This window comes from Bacillus cereus group sp. N21, assembly GCF_016483395.1.
GTDB classification, from domain to species: Bacteria; Bacillota; Bacilli; order Bacillales; family Bacillaceae_G; genus Bacillus_A; species Bacillus_A pseudomycoides.
The window spans coordinates 101,081-119,251 of record NZ_JAEHBX010000010.1; the positions used below are offsets into that span (position 1 = coordinate 101,081).

The window sequence follows — 18,171 nt, forward strand, 5'->3', positions numbered from 1 at the left end:
TACTTTATTTTACAATAAAACAGAAAGGAATAGGAGGAGAAATGATGGAGAGAATTTCATTATCAGATGTAGGAGAAACAAAGTTTCAAAAATTATTAGGGCATTGTCCAGATATACTACATACTTGGAGTGTATTAGAAAATACATTATATGAAAAAGGGGCACTTTCTGCAGAATTAAAAGAACAAGTACGTAGAACACTTGCTTTTGGAAATGAGTGTTTGTATTGCATGGCAAAAGGAAAGCCAGATGATGTGCAAAAGGTAGAAGAGATTAGTACTGCTGTAACCTTTGCACATGTATTTGTACATAATCGTTCAGCGATAGATGATAAGATGTTTGATGTGTTGAAACAGTATTGGAGTGAGGCAGAGATTGTAGAGCTCTGTGTATATATTTGCTTTATTACTGCTTCACAACAACTTGGATTTTTATTTCAATTACAGCCAGGAGAGGAGAAGGAATAATGCTGAAACAGTCAGCACTTGTTATTATTGATGTACAAAAAGCGTTTAATCTACCTTATTGGGGCGAGCGAAATAATCCTTTTGCAGAAGAGAATATGAAAAGTTTATTAGAAGAGTGGAGACGAAGAGATTTGCCGCTTTTTCATATACAACATGTAAACAAAGAAAATATAGAATCGATGTTTCATCCAAATGCAGAAACAAGTCAGTTTAAAGAGGAAGTACAGCCATTACAAGGGGAGATAGTTATTCAAAAGTGTGTGAACAGTGCATTCATGGGAACAAATTTAGAAAAGCAATTAAAAGAGAAGAATTGTAATTCGATTATTATTGTTGGGTTAACGACGAATCACTGTGTGGAAACAACAACACGGATGGCTGGAAATTTAGGCTTTTCAACGTATTTAGTAAGTGATGCAACAGCTACATTTAATCGAAAAGGGCCGGATGGTTTACAATATTGTGCAGAAGAAATTCATAATATGACCCTCGTAAATCTTCATGAGGAATTCGCTACCATCGTTACAACATCGGAAATATTAGAGAAGGTAAGATTGGTTCAGTTGTAACGATGAATGATTGATACTATTTCAATAAAATATTTGAATAATTATGTAGAAAAAAATAAGAATATTTCGTATAATTAAAGTATAATTATTTTGAAAATAGGGGTGGCAGCATATGGAGCAAATTCCAGTAAAGAAAATAGAAACAGTACTCGTTTTAGCAGAAGAGGATAAACAAAAACAAAAGGAATTTTATGAATTGTTGCTAACAACTCATTTTTATGTTGCTGGATCTATAGAGGCGGATGATTCTGCATCAGAAGGAACACTTCGTTTGCGTTATTTCCAAGGAGAGGGTAGATGGATCGTACCGTTCTTTACACAATTAGAATTTGTGAAAGAGGTGTTGCCGGAAGAAACGCCCCTTATTACGATACGTGGGAAAGAATTATTTGAAAATCTAGATCAAGAAGCAACGGCGGTATTGAATGTTGGTACAGAGCTTAGCAAAACGTTTATTCCAGAAGAGGTTGCGGATATAGCATCTGGGCGTATATTTAATTATTATCAGTAAAAAATTGTTGTCAGCACTCCTTATAGTCAACTCGGTATAAGGAAATATATATAAATACAAATTGAAAAATCGACATAAAACCTAATATTTAGGTGGAAGAGAGCATCCGACCATGCATAAAAGCGGTCAGACCCTCTTCCTGCCCCATGCTAAGTGAAAACAAAGAGAGAAAGTGAGTGTGGGTCACCTTTTTTCTTCATAGCAGCGACTTATATGTTGAAAAATCAAAATGGATATATATAGTAAAAAGGAAAAGCGATACACGCTTTTCCTTTTTTGCTGTGAATGAAAAATTATATAGAGTATTTCCTTCTAACCTAATATAAAGTGAAATCTTAATCAGTGAGGATGATTAAAATTTCACACCTGAAGGGATAGAAAGTGTATTTCTTTCCGTGTCCATTGTGGCAGTAACACCGAGTGGTATTCCGACATTTGGCTGTATATGCCCGATAGGAAGACCGAGTAATACAGGAATATTGTATGAAGCGAGATAGTTATACAATATGGTTTGTAATGATAGAGACTGCTTTGAGGCTATACAATCATGGCAGCTTGTGAATACAACTCCTGCACATTCATTCAATTTTCCTGCTAAATGTAATTGATTGAACATGCGATCAATACGATACGGTTCTTCTCCAATATCTTCAAGTAATACAATTTTATTCGCTGTATAGATTTCATAGGGGGTACCCAGTGTACTTACTAAAACGGTTAAATTACCTCCAACTAATGGTGCGGAAACTGTACAAGTAGATGTAGTGGTAATGCATTCTGCTGCTGGTAAAATATTTGAATACGGATAGAATAGTTGATTGAAAGAAGATAAAGAAAGAGAATTCACTCCTTTTCCTAATTCTTCAATCATAGGTCCATGGAATGTAATGAGTCCTGCATATTGTGAAAAGGCAATATGTAAAGCAGTAATATCACTATATCCCCAAAAAATCTTCGGGTTGTTTCGAATGAGTTCATATTGAATATGAGGAAGGAGACGACCACTTCCGTATCCACCTCTTGCGCAAAAAACGGCTTGCACTTCAGGATTGGAAAAAGATTCATGTAAATCCTGAAGGCGGATTGCATCATTTCCAGCTAGATAGCCGTATTTCTCGTAAACACTTTGACCAATTATTACGGATAGGCCCATTGTTTCTAATACTTTTTTTCCTGCAAGGACGTGTTCTATTACTGGAGGGCCTGCTGGAGCAATAAGCATTACCGTATCGCCTTGTTGTAAGACATTTGGCTGAATCATTTAAATCTCCTCCTTCGTTTTCAATATATTCGTTTATAAGCAGTTCGATCCTTTTAAAAGAAGGGAAAAGTTTGTTGAGTCGAGAAGATATAAGAGGGCATAGGGAGGGGAAGAAGGATGTTTACAAGCAGAGTAAATGATGTATTACAAATAAAGTATCCAATTATTCAGGCTGGTATGGCAGGTGCAATTACGACACCAGAGCTTGTTGCGGCTGTGTGTAATAGCGGCGGCCTAGGAACGCTCGGGGCTGGTTATATGAGTCCGGAACAAATTTGTCAATCTATTTATAAAATAAGAGAGTTAACAGATAGGCCGTTTGCAGTAAATTTGTTACTTACGAAAGAAATACAAATTGAGGAAGAAAAAGTACAAGTAGCAAGAAATTTATTAGAGCCGATACGAAAAGAATTAGGTATAGATGAGTATAATCAATCATTACAACTTCCGAAAAGTTATAAAGAACAATTGCACGTGTTAAAGGAAGAAAAAGTTCCGGTTATAAGCTTTGCATTTCACACGTTAGAACAAGAGGAAATTGTATCGTTGAAGAAAGAGGGCATAAAGATAATTGGAACAGCTACAAATGTGGCAGAAGCGAAGGTGCTTGCTGAATTAGAGGTAGATGTAATTGTTGGACAAGGTAGCGAGGCTGGAGGACACCGCGGGACTTTTATTGGGAAAGAACAAGATTCTATGATCGGTACATTTGCATTAATTCCACAAATGGTAGCCGCAGTATCAAATATCCCAATTGTAGCGGCAGGAGGCATTATGAATGGACAAGGTCTTGTTGCAGCAATGGCACTAGGTGCAGAAGGCATTCAAATGGGAACAGCATTTTTAACAAGTGAAGAAAGTATTACACATAATGTACATAAAAAAGCGGTACTGCACAGTACAGATACGAGTACAACTGTAACGAGATCATTTTCTGGAAAATATGCAAGGGGGGTTCGAAATACATTTATAGAACAACATGAAGAAAAAGAAGAAATGCTCCCAATGTATCCAGTTCAAAATGTATTAACCGCTAAAATACGTCAAGAAGCTGCAAAACAAAACAAAGGGGAATATATGTCACTCTGGGCTGGACAAGCTTCTTCATTAGCAAGAAAAGAATCAGCTCAGCAAATTGTTGAACGAGTGTTGGGAGAAGTAAAGGTAACCGTAGAAAATTTACAAAGCATATATACAAAAAGACCACTTGAATAATTCAAGCGGTCTTTTTATTAGTTTGTTTTATAAAATTGCTGGATCGCTTCGTCGATGTATACCCAGCCTTTCCAGCCTAAGTGCATATGATCTTTTAAGAAGTATTTGTCATACTCATGGTTTGAAAAGTCAGCAATTGGATAGCCAGCTTGTTTAATTTGCTCATGAACTTTCTTATAGTATAATTCGCGTCGTTCTTTCGGGAATCCAGCATAATCATACCAAGGACCTTTTACAGGAACAGAAATGAAGAGTGGTTTTGCACCAGATTGTTTTAATAAATCGAGCGCAATTTGTAAATCTTCATATTCTGGAGAGTGATCATAAGCGTCATTTTTTAAGTAATCTTTGCGTTGCTTCAATTTCTTTTTAATTTTGCTATTGAAGTAATCATCTTCGATACCATACTGATTTGATTTTGATTCTAATTCACCAGTTTGATCCGCGTGTTTACGTGCTTCATTCCAGTTCATTTGTTTCAATGCTGGATCAAGTTGTTCTTTATGCGGTTTAATATCGAACATCACTGTAAATATGTCTTTGCGATCTAAAATATTACGGTAAAGATAAGCAAATGGTTTCGCTGCAATTGCTTTTATCTTATGTTTAGTATCATCATAGACAATGCCTTCTAAAGATGTTTTTAATAACGTCTCTTTTTTTACAATTTCAAAGTTCAATAAACGTTTTGCAATTTGTTTTTTCATTTCAGGCTTTAAATCATTGTTAAAAATGAAATGGTAGCCTTGTTGTTTTGAAAAGTTAGGTGCAAAGTGTGTTTCATCAATGCCTTGTGGTACAAACCATTGTGGTGAAAGAACAAAGACCATTTTTTTATCTTTTAATTGATCCATTGTAGATGCAAAGTTTAGCACATGGATAAGGTCTTGCGTTCCGCCACGACCAAGAAGAAATGGTGTGAATCCTTCAGGTTTTACTTTAAAGTAATTGGATGGATGAAAAGCATCCATTCTCGCAAATTCCGATGAACCATACATCGGAAGGTATTTCGGATCTTCTAACATTTTTTGCTGTAAAATCATACTTTGTATTTTCTCTGATTTTAGAGAAGTTGCCGCCTCTTCTACTTTCTTATCACTGACAAGCGGAAGTAGAAAGCGTGTTGGAATAAGTAAGAATACAGCAAAAAGGGCCAATGCTAAGAGCATCGGTCCAAAAGTTGCTTTTTTCATCGGATTTCTTCCAACTTTTTAATAATCATGTTTGGTGTTGCCCACTCATCACGATCAAAATCAGAAATAGATACTTCGATATCTAGACGTTCTTGGAATTCTACTAATAAAGATACTGTACCGAAAGAATCAAGGATACCTTCTTCAAATAATTGTACATCTGGATTTTCTTTTACAATATCATTTTCACAAACTTCTTCTAAAATATCTAATACTTGATCTTTAAATTCTGCCATTTTTAAAATCTCCTTTATATCCGAAATATATTATGTGTAACTTCTTAGCTGTAAGAAAAGAAGCTATTCATTAAAAGTATCTGTTAAGGTGACCAGAGAAGATTAGGAAACCGAAACAGACGAAATGGAACGTAATCACTACTGCAAGAACATGCATGAATTTATTGTTTGGCCAAAATTTATGTTTCTTGTTTTTTCGTTCGAAAATATCAAACGAAATAAACAAAACAGTATGGTAAAGGCCGTAAATAATGTACTGGTAAACATGTTCACCTAGAATATGCCAAACGCCCATAATGAAAAAGTTTAAAAATGCACCGATATATGAAATCGTGTAGCGATTTTTAAGTAGCTTTTTCTTTGTTGCGAAAAAGACAAAGCGCATATAAATAAAATCACGGAACCAGAATGATAAGGTCATGTGCCAACGGTTCCAGAAATCTTTAATGTTACGACTAATAAATGGTTTATTAAAGTTTTCTGGTGTTTTAATACCCATCATATAACTGACACCAATTACGAATGCACTATAACCTGCGAAGTCGAAGAATAGGTATAAACTGTAACTATACATATAAATCGCATTAGAGAAAATGGTATCTTGATTCGCAAATACTGCATCAACAAAATGCTTCTGCAATAAATAAGCGATAATAAACTTATACAGGAAACCTTGGAAAATACGATTAATACCTGTATAGAGTAACTTTTGATATTCTTCAGCACTTGGTGGCTTTTGAATATCTTTTTGGAACCTACGATAACGATCAATAGGTCCAGTCGAGATAGCTGGGAAGAACAGAACAAATTCCCAGAAATTAAAGAATGAGAATTCTTTAATTAAACCGTCACGAATCTCAAATACCATTTGTACTGCTCTGAATGTTACATAAGACATACCAGCAAATACAATGAATTTTAATTCATGTACAAATGGTGCGATTTTTGCCAGAATTAGTGGCAAAATCGATAAAATAACAGCCATGTAAAACATGGACGTATTATTATTTTGTTTTCTTAATAATAAATAGCCTTTAATAAGGATGTATTGCCAAATGATAAATGCTGCTAACATCATTGCTTGCTTCGGTTTGTCAGAGAAAATAAGTGCAAGCATTACTAACGTTAGAACGGCATTATATTTACGCAACATTTTACCTTTTAATCCAGCTATGATAGTAGGTATTAATAAAATGCCCACTATAGCGAAAAAATAAAATGATCCATATGCGGTCATGCTGTAACCTCACTCAATAATTTTTTGCGATCTACCTTTCCATTTGGTGTCATTGGAATAGAAGATTGATACATGAATTTACGTGGAATCATGTAGTTTGGTAATCGCTCATTGAGTTCTTTTTTGATTGCAGATGTCAATTTGAATTCTTTTTCAAATGAATGCTCTCCAGGAACAACAACCGCTAATAAATAATCGTATTTTTCACCTTTTTTAATTGGAACAACAACTGCTCCTTCTACGTAAGAACACGCGCGAAGGTGATGTTCGATTTCTTCTAATTCCATTCGATAACCATGAAGCTTAATTTGGAAATCAAGACGACCATTATAGAATAGAAGACCATTTTCTACATAGCCAGCATCACCTGTTTTGTAGGCGCGCTCACCATCAATCATTGTGAATACTTTTTCTGTTAATTCAGGGCTTCCTAAATAACCAACGCTTACGCTTGGACCGACAATTACGATTTCACCTTTTTCACCATCTGGTGCAATCTTGCCATCTTCTTTCATAATAAGAAGGCGACAGTCTGATTTACAGTAGCCAACAGGAAGAGATTTATATTTATCAACAACTTCTTGTGTAACGTGAATGCCTGTTACAGCAACAGTAGCTTCTGTAGGACCGTACGTATTCATAATTGCTGCTTTCGGGAAGCGCTCAATTAATTTTCTAGCTACTTCATTTGGTAATACTTCACCGCAGAATAAGAATGTTTTCATGTTTGGTAGCATACTTTCAGAGAAAGAAGCTTCCATTAAACACATTTCTGCGAAAGATGGTGTGGAAGTCCATACTTGAATATCCGATTGCTCTAAAGAAGCAAATAAGTCTTTTGGACGTGCAATCATATCTTTATCGATTGCCCAAAGTGTACCACCTGTTACTAACGATGGGTAAATGTCCATTACAGATAAATCGAATGAGAACGGTGCTTGGTTTAAGAATACTTGTCCTGTTTGTAAGTTGAAATCTTGGGCAGCCCATTTTGTAAAGCTAACAAGGCAATTATAAGTAATCTGCACACCTTTCGGGTTACCTGTGCTCCCTGATGTGTAAATAATGTAGAAGTTCTCATCATCTTTTACCGCATGCTCAGGGTTTGGCGTTTGCCCTTTATGAGTAAAGAAAATGTCTTTTAAGTTGTCTTCACATACGATGCGAACTGGTAAGTCAGTTACAGCAACTTCTACCGGAGATAGAAGTAATTTCGCACCAGAACTTTCAGCAATACGTAGTACACGATCAGCTGGAATAGATAAATCTACAGGAATGTAAGCATGTCCAGCTTTCACACACCCTAAAAAGTTGATGATCATTTCAGGTTGCATATGGCCATAAACCATAATTGGTGAACGATCATCTGGATACTCAGAAGAAATCCAGTGCGCCAATGCATCAGAATCTTCCTTTAATTGTTTGTACGTAATTTTCGCATCTCGCCAAACGAAAGCGGTTTGATCAGGCGTTTCTGTCGCCCACTTTTCGATTTGTTCTAATAACTTCATAACGTTCCCACCCTAAAATTCATTGTAAATAAATGTACTTGTGTTTGTATCATGGAATCCATACAACCAAAGTAGTGCAAATAAAATTGCAAGGTAATAAACCGTCTTTGCAAACCATTGTGTGAGTGGTCGAGACCATATCTCTTTTAATCTTTCCATGTCTTTCCCTCTCTTATGAAATAGTAACTATATGTAGGTATCATGTCCTACATCATTGTGAAAAAAACGAAATTCCACATTTTAGGTAAAATTAAGACAAAAAGGCTCTTTTTTGATAGTAGCACTAAATACTAAAAAAGAAAATCCCTAACTTAGCAATTATATTACATTCTATATGAATTTGTAATGGATTTGTCTTTTTTTAATGAGTTGTGAGTGTATAAATCGATTTTTTGAAAATGAAAATCTTACAAGGAAATTAAATAATCACAGTGAAATAAGAAATGTGAAGAATGAAAAGGAGGTTGTCAGGAATGGAGCGTTTGAAAAAGGTATGGCAGACATATGTGTCAGAGGAAAATATTATAAAGTGGCGGAGACATTTTCACCAATTTCCTGAACTATCATTCCACGAGGAAAAAACTTCACAATTTATATATGATACATTATGTTCATTTTCAGCTTTCGAGGTGACAAGACCGACGCGGTATAGTGTGATGGCAAAGAAAAAAGGAAAGAAGGCAGGCAAAGTAATAGCAATTCGTGCAGATATGGATGCCCTGCCAATTCAGGAAGAAACGTCTAAACCATATGCATCAGTTATTTCAGGGGTTATGCATGCATGTGGGCATGATGCACATACCGCTATTTTATTAGGTACAGCAGAAGCGATAGCAAATAAGAATGAGGATTGGGAAGGAGAAATTCGTCTTTTATTTCAACATGCTGAAGAAGTGTATCCTGGTGGTGGACAGGAAATGGTGAGAGCTGGTGTGATGGATGATGTGGATTATATTATCGGCCTACATGTAATGTCTGGATTAGAAACGGGGAAGGTTGGAGTTGTATATGGGCCTATGATGGCTGCTCCCGATGTATTTACGATTGAAGTAAAAGGAAGAGGTGGCCATGCTGCTAGGCCGGAAGAAACAGTAGATCCGATAGCAGTTGGTGCGCAAATCATTACGAACTTACAACATATTGTATCTAGAAATACAGGCGCTTTTATGCAAAGAGTTGTTTCCATAACACAATTTCACGGGGGAACAGCAGATAATATTATTCCTGATACAGCATATTTAATGGGAACAGTCCGGTCCTTTGATCAAAAACTAAGGAAAGAATCGGAAGAGATGATTGAACAAATTGCTAAGGGGATTGCAGAGGCACATGGTGCAGCGTATACGTATACATATCGCTATGGATATGACCCGGTTATCAATGATACGTTTATTACAAAAATAGTAGAAGAAAGTGCGGTAGAGTTGTTTGGAAAGGAGAGAATTGTAAAGCTAGCTCCTTCGATGGGAGGGGAAGATTTCTCGGCATATTTAAGAAAAGCGCCAGGCTGTTTTATTAAATTAGGAACTGGAAATGAGAAAATCAAAACTTGTTATCCTCATCATCATCCAAAGTTTGATGTGGATGAATCAGCTTTAATTAATGGGGCAGAGTTATTTTTACAGGCGACAATGAATTTACTAAAAGCTTAAAAGAGTACAAAAAAAGGCAACTGCGCTTATCGCAGTTGCTTCTATTTCTTTCCGTTAGAGAGGGCTGAGAAAGAACTATGCTCATTTATAGTATATGAATAGCTGACGGACAAGCTTGTACCTTTTCATTATTTTTTAAAAAATAGTTATTGACTTTGATAATTATTTTCATTTAATCTAAAAGTATAGTTGAAATTGATAATTATTATCAATGTATTCACAAGTGCAGAATGGATGAGGGAGAGATGAAAAAGATATTTCGCCTTGGGCAAAGGGAAATTAAAAATATAGATATAAAATGGCAACGGCGTGTAATTCGTGCTGAATATGTAGAGGAGAAGAAAGGAAACAAGGAAGAAGAAGCGATACATAATCAAGGGAGAGATTCAGTTGAATAAATTTGTAATGATTTTTGCAAGTATGAGTGGAAATACAGAGGAGATGGCTGATCATATAGCTGGAGCGATTCGTGAAACAGGAAATGATATTGAAGTGATTGATATTATGACGACGCCAGAAGCTTCTATATTAGAGGAATATGATGGGATTATTTTAGGAGCGTATACGTGGGGAGATGGTGAGCTTCCTGATGATTTCTTAGATTTTTATGACGAAATGGAAGAAATTCATTTAGCAGGTAAAAAAGCAGCAGTATTTGGATCTTGTGATTCTGCTTATCCGAAATACGGGGCAGCTGTTGATATCTTAATAGAAAAGTTACAAGAGCGCGGTGCTGAAGTTGTAATGGAAGGGCTAAAAGTAGAACTAACGCCAGAAGATGAAGATGTAGAGAAATGTCTTCAGTTTGGTGCTGAATTTGTAAAACACCTTTCTTAATGGTGAGAGGGAGATGAAGATGGGTGCAGGGGAAAATATCAATTAAAACGATGACAGATTATCATTTATATGATTTTATGCGTTGTCCACATAAGTTTTATTTTCGCTATATAAAAAGAAGAGAACCTTCTTCGTTTGAATGGAAACAAATGGTTCAATCGATTGTAAATCAAATTATTATTGACTATTACACATCACCTGTAGAAAAACAAACAACAATGCTGTTGTTAAAACGATTAGAGAAACATTGGGATAAAGTGCGTATTGGAATGTTCGCTTCTAAAGCAGAATATTATATTGTTCTTGCAAAGTTAACGGACCATCTAATACAGTTTGTGAAAAATGATGCGAGTAAAACACCACCTTTATTTTTATATGAGAAGTTACAAACATATATGGACGAGTTAGGTGTGCACATTTCATTAACGTTTGAAGTGGGTGAATGGTCTACACAATCGTTTGTAATTAAAAAGTATGTTGTTGATGCAAATGAAGAAATGCTTGCTCTTTTTCAAAAGCTTACGGCAGTGTTTAGCTACAAAGTTTTTGGGATTCTTCCCGAAAGAATTGAAGTTGTTAATTTAATAGAAGGAACTAGGTACGAATCTGTTCCAAAAGAGCAAGATATTATGGATGGAATGAACGATTTATATAGAATGAAAGAAATGTTACAGCAACCAGAATATTACACAGAACGTACATTTTGTTCTGAATGTATTGGATGTGCTTTTCGTAATGAATGCAAAGTAGACGAGATGCAAGATGCATTGATAGCGAAGAATACTATACTACATTAAGGGGTGCAAATTTGCATCTCTTTTTGGTATTGACATGAAAAGCTTTTCATCATTTACGGTATATACGTAGGGGAACTTATGATGGGAGGGATACTTAATGGGAAATGGAGTAAAAGTATTTCAATGGTTAAAAGAACAACAGGCTCCTTTTTGGGTCCAATTGCAAATTTTGCAGGCGTTTCAAATGTATAAATTAATTGTAGAAATGGATAAAAAATTAATGATATACGAGGAAAAGAAGAATAGGGAAAGAAGTTAACTCCTTCCCTGAAGTATAGTTTGTAAATGTTTTCGATTCTTCTGTATCTCCTGTTCGTTATTTGTTTCAAAGTTATAAACAAGGTTATGGAGTAATGGACTATACTGATAAAATTGAATGACACGCTTAAAGAAAGATAAATCATGATGGGGAGTGAGAGTACAGTACCGTTTATATATGGCATTTGTAAATTCACTACCAAAATTGTTATATAATCCAGCGAAGTCAAAGGCAGGATCTCCAATTTGAGCATCACCAAAATCGATAATACCAGCAATGCTTCTTTTCTCCCCATCAAATAAAATGTGATGATGTGTAAAGTCAGCGTGGATCATTGTTTTTTGGAAATCAGATGCATACATATGTTCAAAAAAATCCTCGAATAAACAATCAAAAGCTTTTTTTTCTAACAATGTAAGTGTGCAAGCAAGATGAACGTGTAATTTCGTTTGAATCTGTCGCCAATATGAGATAGGTTTCGCAGTATCAAATCCCCATTTTACAGCATGTTCTATTGGGACGGTATGTAAAGAAGCGAGAAAGATAGCAAGCTGTGAGATAACTGTTTCACGTTCTTTTACAGTTAATCTTTCTATTGTTTGTACTGTTAATGGCTCCCCATGAATGAGTTTATAATAACTACAAAATGGAAGTGAATCTAATTCATTTTTATATAAGATGTGGTATTTTGGGACCTTTATCTCTTGTAACGATTGAGCAAGTATTTCGCATAGTTCTTTTTCGCGAGGTATTCGTTTTGCATACTGGGATTTACGTGGAAAACGGAAAAGCCATTCATTGTTAATAATAATGGCTACATTATCCCAGCCATTATCGTTTTGTTCATAAGAGTGTATAGGAATATTGGGTAGTGATTGCTGGATATCTCGCATATAAGATGTCATATGATTTTCTCCTTTTTTGTGGATATATGCATTAATATTATCAGAATTTTTAAACTCTATGATAATATGGAATAAATATATCGAAAAAAGAGAGGGACATAATGTTTAAATGAAATGCAGTTAAGTTATAGAATGAAGATTATAAAAGAAGATAATACGTTTAAAATTGCGAAGCAACGGCAACGTGTAGAATAAAAATGTCCCCGAAAAGTGGGGACATTTTTTGTATTCACAGGTTCTCGTTTTGTTGCCCAATTTCTTTTTTTGCAATTTCTAGATTGCCTTGTTCAACTTGTTTATGCACATTTATAGAATCACCAGCATAACCTTTTTGTGTTTTTACAACTCTTTTAGAAAAGAGTGAGGATTGTTTGGTCATAATATAGTTCCCTTCCCATTAAAAGTAGACGAAAATGATGAGTACAAGTAATATTGTCCCGAAAATACCAATCCCAACTAAAAAGGAAGTATTTTTATATTGAGGCGGTTTATGAATATCTTGCCTGTATCCAGGTGAGATTTCAGGAGCAAACTCTTCATCGTAGGACTGCTGTTTTTTCTTTTCATCCATAGATTTACACCTTTCTTTTTTATTATGTTACACGTTTAAAGAGGAACTATGCATGATGAAAAAAGCCGCTAGGATTAGCGACTCTTTTGTGATGTATATTTACGTTGTACTTGAAAGAGACGAACAAGCAGAAAGGTAGCTCCAAATGCTAGCCCTATAATAAGACCAATCCAATAACCTTTAGCTGCCAAAGAAGTATAGGTTGCTAATATATAACCTAGAGGTAGACCAATTATCCAGTAGGCAATAAGTGTCATAATCAAGGTAACATTCACATCTTTATAACCACGGAGTGCACCTTGCACTGGAGTAGCAATTGCATCGGAAATTTGAAATAAAATCGCAAAAATGAGAAACTCTTTTGCTAAATCATGAACAGCAATATCTGTTGTATAAATAGATGCAATTTGATCGTCAAAGAAAAAGAGTAAGATAGAATATAACAAGGCAAAAGCAAGTGCCAAACCAATTCCAATAAAACTGTATTGTTTTGCGTTTTCACAGCGATTTGCTCCAACTTCAAAACCCACTGCAATTGTCATGGCCATTGCTAAACTTAAAGGTGTCATATATAAAAGGGAAGCAAAGTTCATTGCTGCTTGATGTGCAGCGATTGTTGTTGTGCTAAAATTACTCATCATGAGTGTTACGGCAGCGAAAATACTCGTTTCAAAAAAGATGGCAAATCCGATAGGTACCCCAAGTTTTAATAATTCTTTCCAGCTTGAAATAGAAAGTCGGTATAAGCGCCTGAAGATACCAAAAGATGTAAACGGTTCTTTCGTACGGATAATAATAATCGTAATAAATAAAATGCACCAATATGTTGCGGTAGAAGCAATTGCTGCACCAACGCCTCCTAGTTTCGGAAAGCCGAAATGACCGAAAATAAATACATAGTTTAAAATGACGTTAATAGGTAAGGAAAGTAATGTAATAATCATTGTTGTACGTGTTTTTCCTAATGCATCAATAAACCCACGTAATACAGTATAGACAAATAAAGGAATGATACCAATTGCAATAATGCTTAAAAATTGAGAAGCAATGTGTTCGACCTGCTCTTCTAAATGCATGCCTTTTAGAATTGGTGAAACGGCAAAGAAACCAATGAGAATAACAAGTAAACTAACTCCGATTGCCAAATACACGGCTTGTATCACGATATGAGGAACATCCTCTTTTTGTTTTGAGCCAACAAGTTGAGCGATAATAGGCGTGGTAGCCATTAAGATTCCTGTTAATCCCGTACTAATCGGAATCCATATACTTGTTCCAATTGCGACCCCTGCTAAGTCAGTAGCACTTGCATGCCCTGACATTGTTGTATCAAAAAAACTCATTGCAAATAAAGACATTTGCGTTACAAAAATCGGGAAAAATAGTAATACAAATTGTTTTATTTTTTGTGAAAATGAATGGGTTTCTTTCATAAAAGCTCCTTTCTATGTAGGACCAAACTCTTTCTATCATACAATTTAATAAGAAAATAGAAAAGAAATACACATATGTGAATGTATTGTTATATTTTGAAAGAATGAAAAAAGAGATGCACTTTGAAATTGGATAAGGTATTATGATAAGGTGTGAAAAAAGTATATATAAGGTATTAAGGAGGCACTACTCGTGGCTGATTGGTTAATTGGTTTAATCATGGGAGCTGTTGAAGGATTAACGGAATTTTTACCGGTTTCATCAACGGGACATATGATTTTAACAGGACATTTAATTGGATTTGATGATGATAGAGCAAAAGTATTTGAAGTTGTCATCCAATTGGGATCGATTTTAGCGGTTGTCGTTGTATTTTGGAAACGTTTATGGTCATTAGTTGGGATTGGCAAGGTAACACAAGGACCATCTTTAAATTTATTACATATCATTATCGGTATGATTCCAGCAGGAGTACTTGGTGTTTTATTCCATAGTAAAATTAAAGAGGTTTTATTTGGACCAGGCCCCGTTGTTATCAGTTTAATCGTTGGTGGTATTTTAATGATTGTTGCTGAGAAATTTTCAAGACCAAGTACAGCGAAAACATTGGACGAGATTACGTATAAACAAGCATTCACAATTGGAATGTTCCAATGTTTAGCACTGTGGCCAGGATTTTCACGTTCTGGATCTACAATCAGTGGTGGATTATTAGCTCGTGTATCTCATACAGCCGCTGCTGAATATACATTTATTTTAGCGGTACCAATGATGGTTGCAGCATCAGGGTTAGATTTAATTAAAAGCTGGGACGTATTAAGTTCAGCAGATATCACATTATTTGCAACTGGTTTTATTACGGCTTTCCTTGTAGCAATGCTTGCGATTGTTTCATTCTTAAAATTATTAGCTCGTGTAAAGTTAACACCATTTGCTTATTATCGTTTTATTTTAGCTGCGGTGTTCTATTATTTCTTCATTATGTAATAAAAAAACTGCCATTTGGCAGTTTTTTTTATTTTACTATTTTTTCAATCATATTTTCCATCGCATGTTCCCAAAGTGAAGTGTCGTCAGCTAATGTAGCACGGAAATTAGCATACATGTCTTTCTGTTTTTCTTCAAATTGTGGATCATCTTTTTCAGGTAATGTAGCACGCATAGAAGTTACTAATTCTTGCACTTTTGGAGCACGTGGTCCCCAAACCGCCTGTTCTTTTCCATCCTTATCAATAAAAATAAAGATTGGAATGGCACGGGCTGTTCCATTTGTTAAATATTGATCCATTAACTCTAAATTTTCATCACGGATGAGTAATCTCATTTCAATATTGGAAACTTCGCAAATACGTTTCATAACAGGTACGCAAAGAAGAGCGTCTCCGCACCAATCAGCGGATAGTACAATAACACGCCATCCGTCGTTTTGACGTTCTTCTAAAACAGGAAGCAATTCGTTCGGAATTAAAAAGTTATTATAAATATGTAGTAATTCATACTGGTTCACAGTCATGTTATTTACGTATGTATCAAAGGACATACCTTTATCAGCCCATTGTTGTAATGTCATATGTAACACCTCTTTAGTATATTTTTGTTTTTATTGTATCAATTTTTATCGTGAAATGCTTGTAATCTTACTCTTTCTTTTTGTTATCAGTAGACCATAATTTATCCAAGATAAAAAAGAAAAGGACAATAAGTAATTCAGCTTTATTGGAGATCGTTATACTTTCTATCCAATCATCTGCAGTATGAATAACGAGCCAATCAAGCGAGATTTCTATGAGGGAAAGCAGTAAAAAGGATAGCCATTTTGACATGTGCGTGAGCAGAGGGGTTAAAAGTACTTTGAAAAATAAAATCAAGAAACTACTAATTCCATCTAGTATAAGGGCTAATAAAAAAAAGAGAAGCAGTGCAGTTCGTGATGTATATTCTACACCAATGAGGCGAAAAACTCCGACATACATAAAGAAAATGAGTGCAAAAGCAATAATTATAAGAAGGGTAATACTACTAATAACAATCGTTTTATCTTTTCCACTTAGATCTGAAAACTTTTCTTCGTCTGGATTCATGATATACCCCCAAAAAGTTCATCTTATAAAGTGAAACTTTAATCAGTAGGGGGCTTGATCCCCCACTGATTATTAGCCCTCATCAATCGAGCTTTGCCCCCACCTAACTTCTTTGCTCTCGCTGAATTTTGAGGTGGGGGTCTGACTGCCCGTTAATGCGGGATAAAAGGAAAAAAATTCATATTTTATTATATCATGAATACTTGATGGGAAGTGAAAACAAAAAAGGTGCGACGAATCGCACCCTTTTTGTGGCTGATGTGAGTTTCAGCATGTTAGAAAAGCAACCTGTATCATTTATTTCCAAATAGATAATAAATGATAAGTGCTCTAGTGAATAACGGAGATTTTTACTATTGGGTTTTGTTTTGGGAGTGTATCTATCAAATAAGTGAATACATTATGAGTGATTGTATGGGAAAAAAGATGACAAAATGTAAAATATAAGGTAATATAATTCATAATGTTTTTATTTAACTATATGAAATAAAAGGGAGATGTAAACGGTGTCTCATAATCGCGAACAATTAATGGAGGATCTATCTGCAAATGTTTTTGCTATGTTTCGTTCATTGCGGAATGATATGGGGAAAATTTTTGGAGATTACATACCATGGAATGAATTTCTCGTGCTCCGTATATTAAATCGTAATGAAAAAGAGATGGTTTCTCGCGTAGCAAATGAACTACATGTATCAAACAGTCATATTACAGCTGTTACAGAAAAGCTAATTAATAAAGGTTTTGTAACGCGTTCACGTTCTACATCTGATCGTCGTGTTGTATATTTGGAAATTATGGAACAAGGAAAAGAGTTAGTTGCAAAAATGGAATTGGCAAAAAAACAGTATTTAAAAGAAAGGTTTTCGGCCCTATCTGAAGAAGAAATGCATCTAATGATATCTATTTCGAAAAAACTTATATAGAAAAAAAGCCAGATGAACTATGGCTAATCGAGAATCCTTCCTTGTTTTAGGGAGGTTTTTTTATTCATACTAAAATGAAAAATTGAAATTTGTTACATAGAAGAATGCGATGTGTATGATTGGGATAGGAAAGACATACTAACAATGATGGAAGATGAAAGGAGGAAGAAAGATGACGAATCGCAACGGGAGTCAAGGAAGTGGAAATCAAGGTTCACCAAAAACAGGGCAGTTTCAACAAGAGTTTAGTTCGGAGTTTATAACTGGTAATGATAATAAGGGAAAAGAATATCGTTCGAACAAAGGAAGTAAGTCAAAAAAGGAGTGAATTTTTTCACTCCTTTTTTGTTAGGAAATTTGAATTGTATTTTAAGATAAGAAAATAGACCATCTTGTTAATACAAGATGGTCATGGAAGGGGACAATTTATGCCAATTTTAATTAGGGATGGAAAGCTGTTCGAGACACTGGGGAATGTCTCATTATTAGGGAGGAACAGCTTCGATAGA

The 18,171-nt window shown here is 35.1% G+C and carries 24 protein-coding genes; 12 read left to right on the forward strand and 12 right to left on the reverse strand.

From position 1 onward, the window contains the following. Window positions 1–44: 44 nt before the first annotated feature. The 3 genes from JDS96_RS08415 to JDS96_RS08425 all read left to right on the forward strand — a co-directional run bounded on the left by JDS96_RS08415 (window position 45) and on the right by JDS96_RS08425 (window position 1,547). Window positions 45–467 (forward strand): carboxymuconolactone decarboxylase family protein, encoded by a 423-nt coding sequence (locus JDS96_RS08415; RefSeq protein ID WP_018764186.1) that lies wholly within the window; start codon window positions 45–47, stop codon window positions 465–467. Continuing rightward, window positions 467–1,036 (forward strand): cysteine hydrolase family protein, encoded by a 570-nt coding sequence (locus JDS96_RS08420; protein WP_003196120.1) that lies wholly within the window; start codon window positions 467–469, stop codon window positions 1,034–1,036. Before JDS96_RS08415 ends, JDS96_RS08420 begins: the two co-directional genes overlap by 1 nt. Window positions 1,037–1,148: 112 nt before the next feature. Further along, the gene (locus tag JDS96_RS08425; protein ID WP_199666588.1) at window positions 1,149–1,547 is read left to right on the forward strand and encodes an SseB family protein; all 399 of its coding nucleotides are present in this window, start codon (window positions 1,149–1,151) and stop codon (window positions 1,545–1,547) included. Window positions 1,548–1,899: 352 nt separating this feature from the next. Here the strand turns inward: JDS96_RS08425 and JDS96_RS08430 are convergent, their stop codons facing one another. Then, a complete protein-coding gene (locus tag JDS96_RS08430) occupies window positions 1,900–2,808 on the reverse strand; it encodes a S66 peptidase family protein (RefSeq protein ID WP_199666589.1) in 909 nt (302 codons plus the stop codon). A gap of 117 nt (window positions 2,809–2,925) precedes the next feature. Between JDS96_RS08430 and JDS96_RS08435 the strand changes: the two genes are divergently transcribed. Beyond that, window positions 2,926–4,023: an NAD(P)H-dependent flavin oxidoreductase gene (locus tag JDS96_RS08435; protein WP_199666590.1), complete on the forward strand. Its 1,098-nt coding sequence runs from the start codon at window positions 2,926–2,928 to the stop codon at window positions 4,021–4,023. Between the two features lie 17 nt (window positions 4,024–4,040). Here JDS96_RS08435 and dltD read toward each other — a convergent pair whose 3' ends face one another. From dltD to JDS96_RS08460, 5 genes are all read right to left on the reverse strand, one after another. Then, window positions 4,041–5,216, reverse strand: a complete 1,176-nt coding sequence (gene dltD, locus JDS96_RS08440; protein WP_018781033.1) for a D-alanyl-lipoteichoic acid biosynthesis protein DltD — start codon at window positions 5,214–5,216, stop codon at window positions 4,041–4,043. Continuing rightward, the gene (gene dltC, locus JDS96_RS08445) at window positions 5,213–5,452 is read right to left on the reverse strand and encodes a D-alanine--poly(phosphoribitol) ligase subunit DltC (protein WP_003196126.1); all 240 of its coding nucleotides are present in this window, start codon (window positions 5,450–5,452) and stop codon (window positions 5,213–5,215) included. Before dltC ends, dltD begins: the two co-directional genes overlap by 4 nt. 70 nt (window positions 5,453–5,522) lie before the next feature. Continuing rightward, a complete protein-coding gene (gene dltB, locus JDS96_RS08450) occupies window positions 5,523–6,689 on the reverse strand; it encodes a D-alanyl-lipoteichoic acid biosynthesis protein DltB (protein WP_018781031.1) in 1,167 nt (388 codons plus the stop codon). After that, window positions 6,686–8,200 carry a D-alanine--poly(phosphoribitol) ligase subunit DltA gene (dltA, locus tag JDS96_RS08455; protein WP_199666591.1) on the reverse strand — a complete coding sequence of 505 codons (1,515 nt, stop codon included), beginning with the start codon at window positions 8,198–8,200 and terminating at the stop codon, window positions 6,686–6,688. The genes dltB and dltA overlap by 4 nt, the downstream gene beginning before the upstream one ends. Window positions 8,201–8,212: 12 nt before the next feature. Next, on the reverse strand, window positions 8,213–8,359 hold the full coding sequence (locus tag JDS96_RS08460) for a teichoic acid D-Ala incorporation-associated protein DltX (protein WP_006094128.1): 147 nt from the start codon (window positions 8,357–8,359) through the stop codon (window positions 8,213–8,215). A gap of 314 nt (window positions 8,360–8,673) precedes the next feature. Between JDS96_RS08460 and JDS96_RS08465 the strand changes: the two genes are divergently transcribed. The 5 genes from JDS96_RS08465 (at window position 8,674) to JDS96_RS08485 (ending at window position 11,745) form a co-directional block, all read left to right on the forward strand. Next, window positions 8,674–9,852, forward strand: a complete 1,179-nt coding sequence (locus tag JDS96_RS08465; protein WP_374220993.1) for a M20 metallopeptidase family protein — start codon at window positions 8,674–8,676, stop codon at window positions 9,850–9,852. Window positions 9,853–10,097: 245 nt separating this feature from the next. Next, window positions 10,098–10,250, forward strand: a complete 153-nt coding sequence (locus tag JDS96_RS08470) for a hypothetical protein (RefSeq protein ID WP_199666592.1) — start codon at window positions 10,098–10,100, stop codon at window positions 10,248–10,250. Further along, the gene (locus tag JDS96_RS08475; protein WP_016113977.1) at window positions 10,243–10,689 is read left to right on the forward strand and encodes a flavodoxin; all 447 of its coding nucleotides are present in this window, start codon (window positions 10,243–10,245) and stop codon (window positions 10,687–10,689) included. Before JDS96_RS08470 ends, JDS96_RS08475 begins: the two co-directional genes overlap by 8 nt. Before the next feature lie 23 nt (window positions 10,690–10,712). Continuing rightward, complete coding sequence (locus JDS96_RS08480; RefSeq protein WP_097787086.1) at window positions 10,713–11,486, forward strand: hypothetical protein; 774 nt, start codon at window positions 10,713–10,715, stop codon at window positions 11,484–11,486. Between the two features lie 97 nt (window positions 11,487–11,583). Then, on the forward strand, window positions 11,584–11,745 hold the full coding sequence (locus JDS96_RS08485; RefSeq protein WP_016113979.1) for a hypothetical protein: 162 nt from the start codon (window positions 11,584–11,586) through the stop codon (window positions 11,743–11,745). On the opposite strand, the gene JDS96_RS08490 is transcribed toward JDS96_RS08485, so the two are convergent. From JDS96_RS08490 to JDS96_RS08505, 4 genes are all read right to left on the reverse strand, one after another. Beyond that, window positions 11,742–12,650 (reverse strand): aminoglycoside phosphotransferase family protein, encoded by a 909-nt coding sequence (locus JDS96_RS08490; RefSeq protein ID WP_199666593.1) that lies wholly within the window; start codon window positions 12,648–12,650, stop codon window positions 11,742–11,744. The two genes, JDS96_RS08485 and JDS96_RS08490, sit on opposite strands and share 4 nt — an antisense overlap. A gap of 229 nt (window positions 12,651–12,879) precedes the next feature. Beyond that, window positions 12,880–13,029 carry a hypothetical protein gene (locus JDS96_RS08495; protein WP_003196135.1) on the reverse strand — a complete coding sequence of 50 codons (150 nt, stop codon included), beginning with the start codon at window positions 13,027–13,029 and terminating at the stop codon, window positions 12,880–12,882. 18 nt (window positions 13,030–13,047) lie between these two features. After that, window positions 13,048–13,221, reverse strand: a complete 174-nt coding sequence (locus JDS96_RS08500) for a hypothetical protein (RefSeq protein ID WP_006094135.1) — start codon at window positions 13,219–13,221, stop codon at window positions 13,048–13,050. Between the two features lie 74 nt (window positions 13,222–13,295). Then, a complete protein-coding gene (locus JDS96_RS08505) occupies window positions 13,296–14,654 on the reverse strand; it encodes an MATE family efflux transporter (RefSeq protein ID WP_199666594.1) in 1,359 nt (452 codons plus the stop codon). Window positions 14,655–14,847: 193 nt separating this feature from the next. Between JDS96_RS08505 and bacA the strand changes: the two genes are divergently transcribed. Next, window positions 14,848–15,642, forward strand: a complete 795-nt coding sequence (bacA, locus tag JDS96_RS08510; protein WP_003196138.1) for an undecaprenyl-diphosphate phosphatase — start codon at window positions 14,848–14,850, stop codon at window positions 15,640–15,642. Between the two features lie 28 nt (window positions 15,643–15,670). On the opposite strand, the gene JDS96_RS08515 is transcribed toward bacA, so the two are convergent. Continuing rightward, entirely contained in the window at window positions 15,671–16,225 is a 555-nt protein-coding gene (locus tag JDS96_RS08515) for a thioredoxin family protein (protein ID WP_006094137.1), read from the reverse strand. Between the two features lie 67 nt (window positions 16,226–16,292). Beyond that, the gene (locus JDS96_RS08520) at window positions 16,293–16,736 is read right to left on the reverse strand and encodes a YrvL family regulatory protein (RefSeq protein ID WP_006094138.1); all 444 of its coding nucleotides are present in this window, start codon (window positions 16,734–16,736) and stop codon (window positions 16,293–16,295) included. Window positions 16,737–17,242: 506 nt separating this feature from the next. Between JDS96_RS08520 and JDS96_RS08525 the strand changes: the two genes are divergently transcribed. Both JDS96_RS08525 and JDS96_RS08530 read left to right on the forward strand, forming a co-directional pair. Next, on the forward strand, window positions 17,243–17,662 hold the full coding sequence (locus tag JDS96_RS08525) for a MarR family winged helix-turn-helix transcriptional regulator (RefSeq protein ID WP_199666595.1): 420 nt from the start codon (window positions 17,243–17,245) through the stop codon (window positions 17,660–17,662). Window positions 17,663–17,834: 172 nt separating this feature from the next. Then, window positions 17,835–17,990, forward strand: a complete 156-nt coding sequence (locus tag JDS96_RS08530) for a hypothetical protein (protein WP_016113985.1) — start codon at window positions 17,835–17,837, stop codon at window positions 17,988–17,990. The last annotated feature ends 181 nt before the right edge of the window (window positions 17,991–18,171 follow it).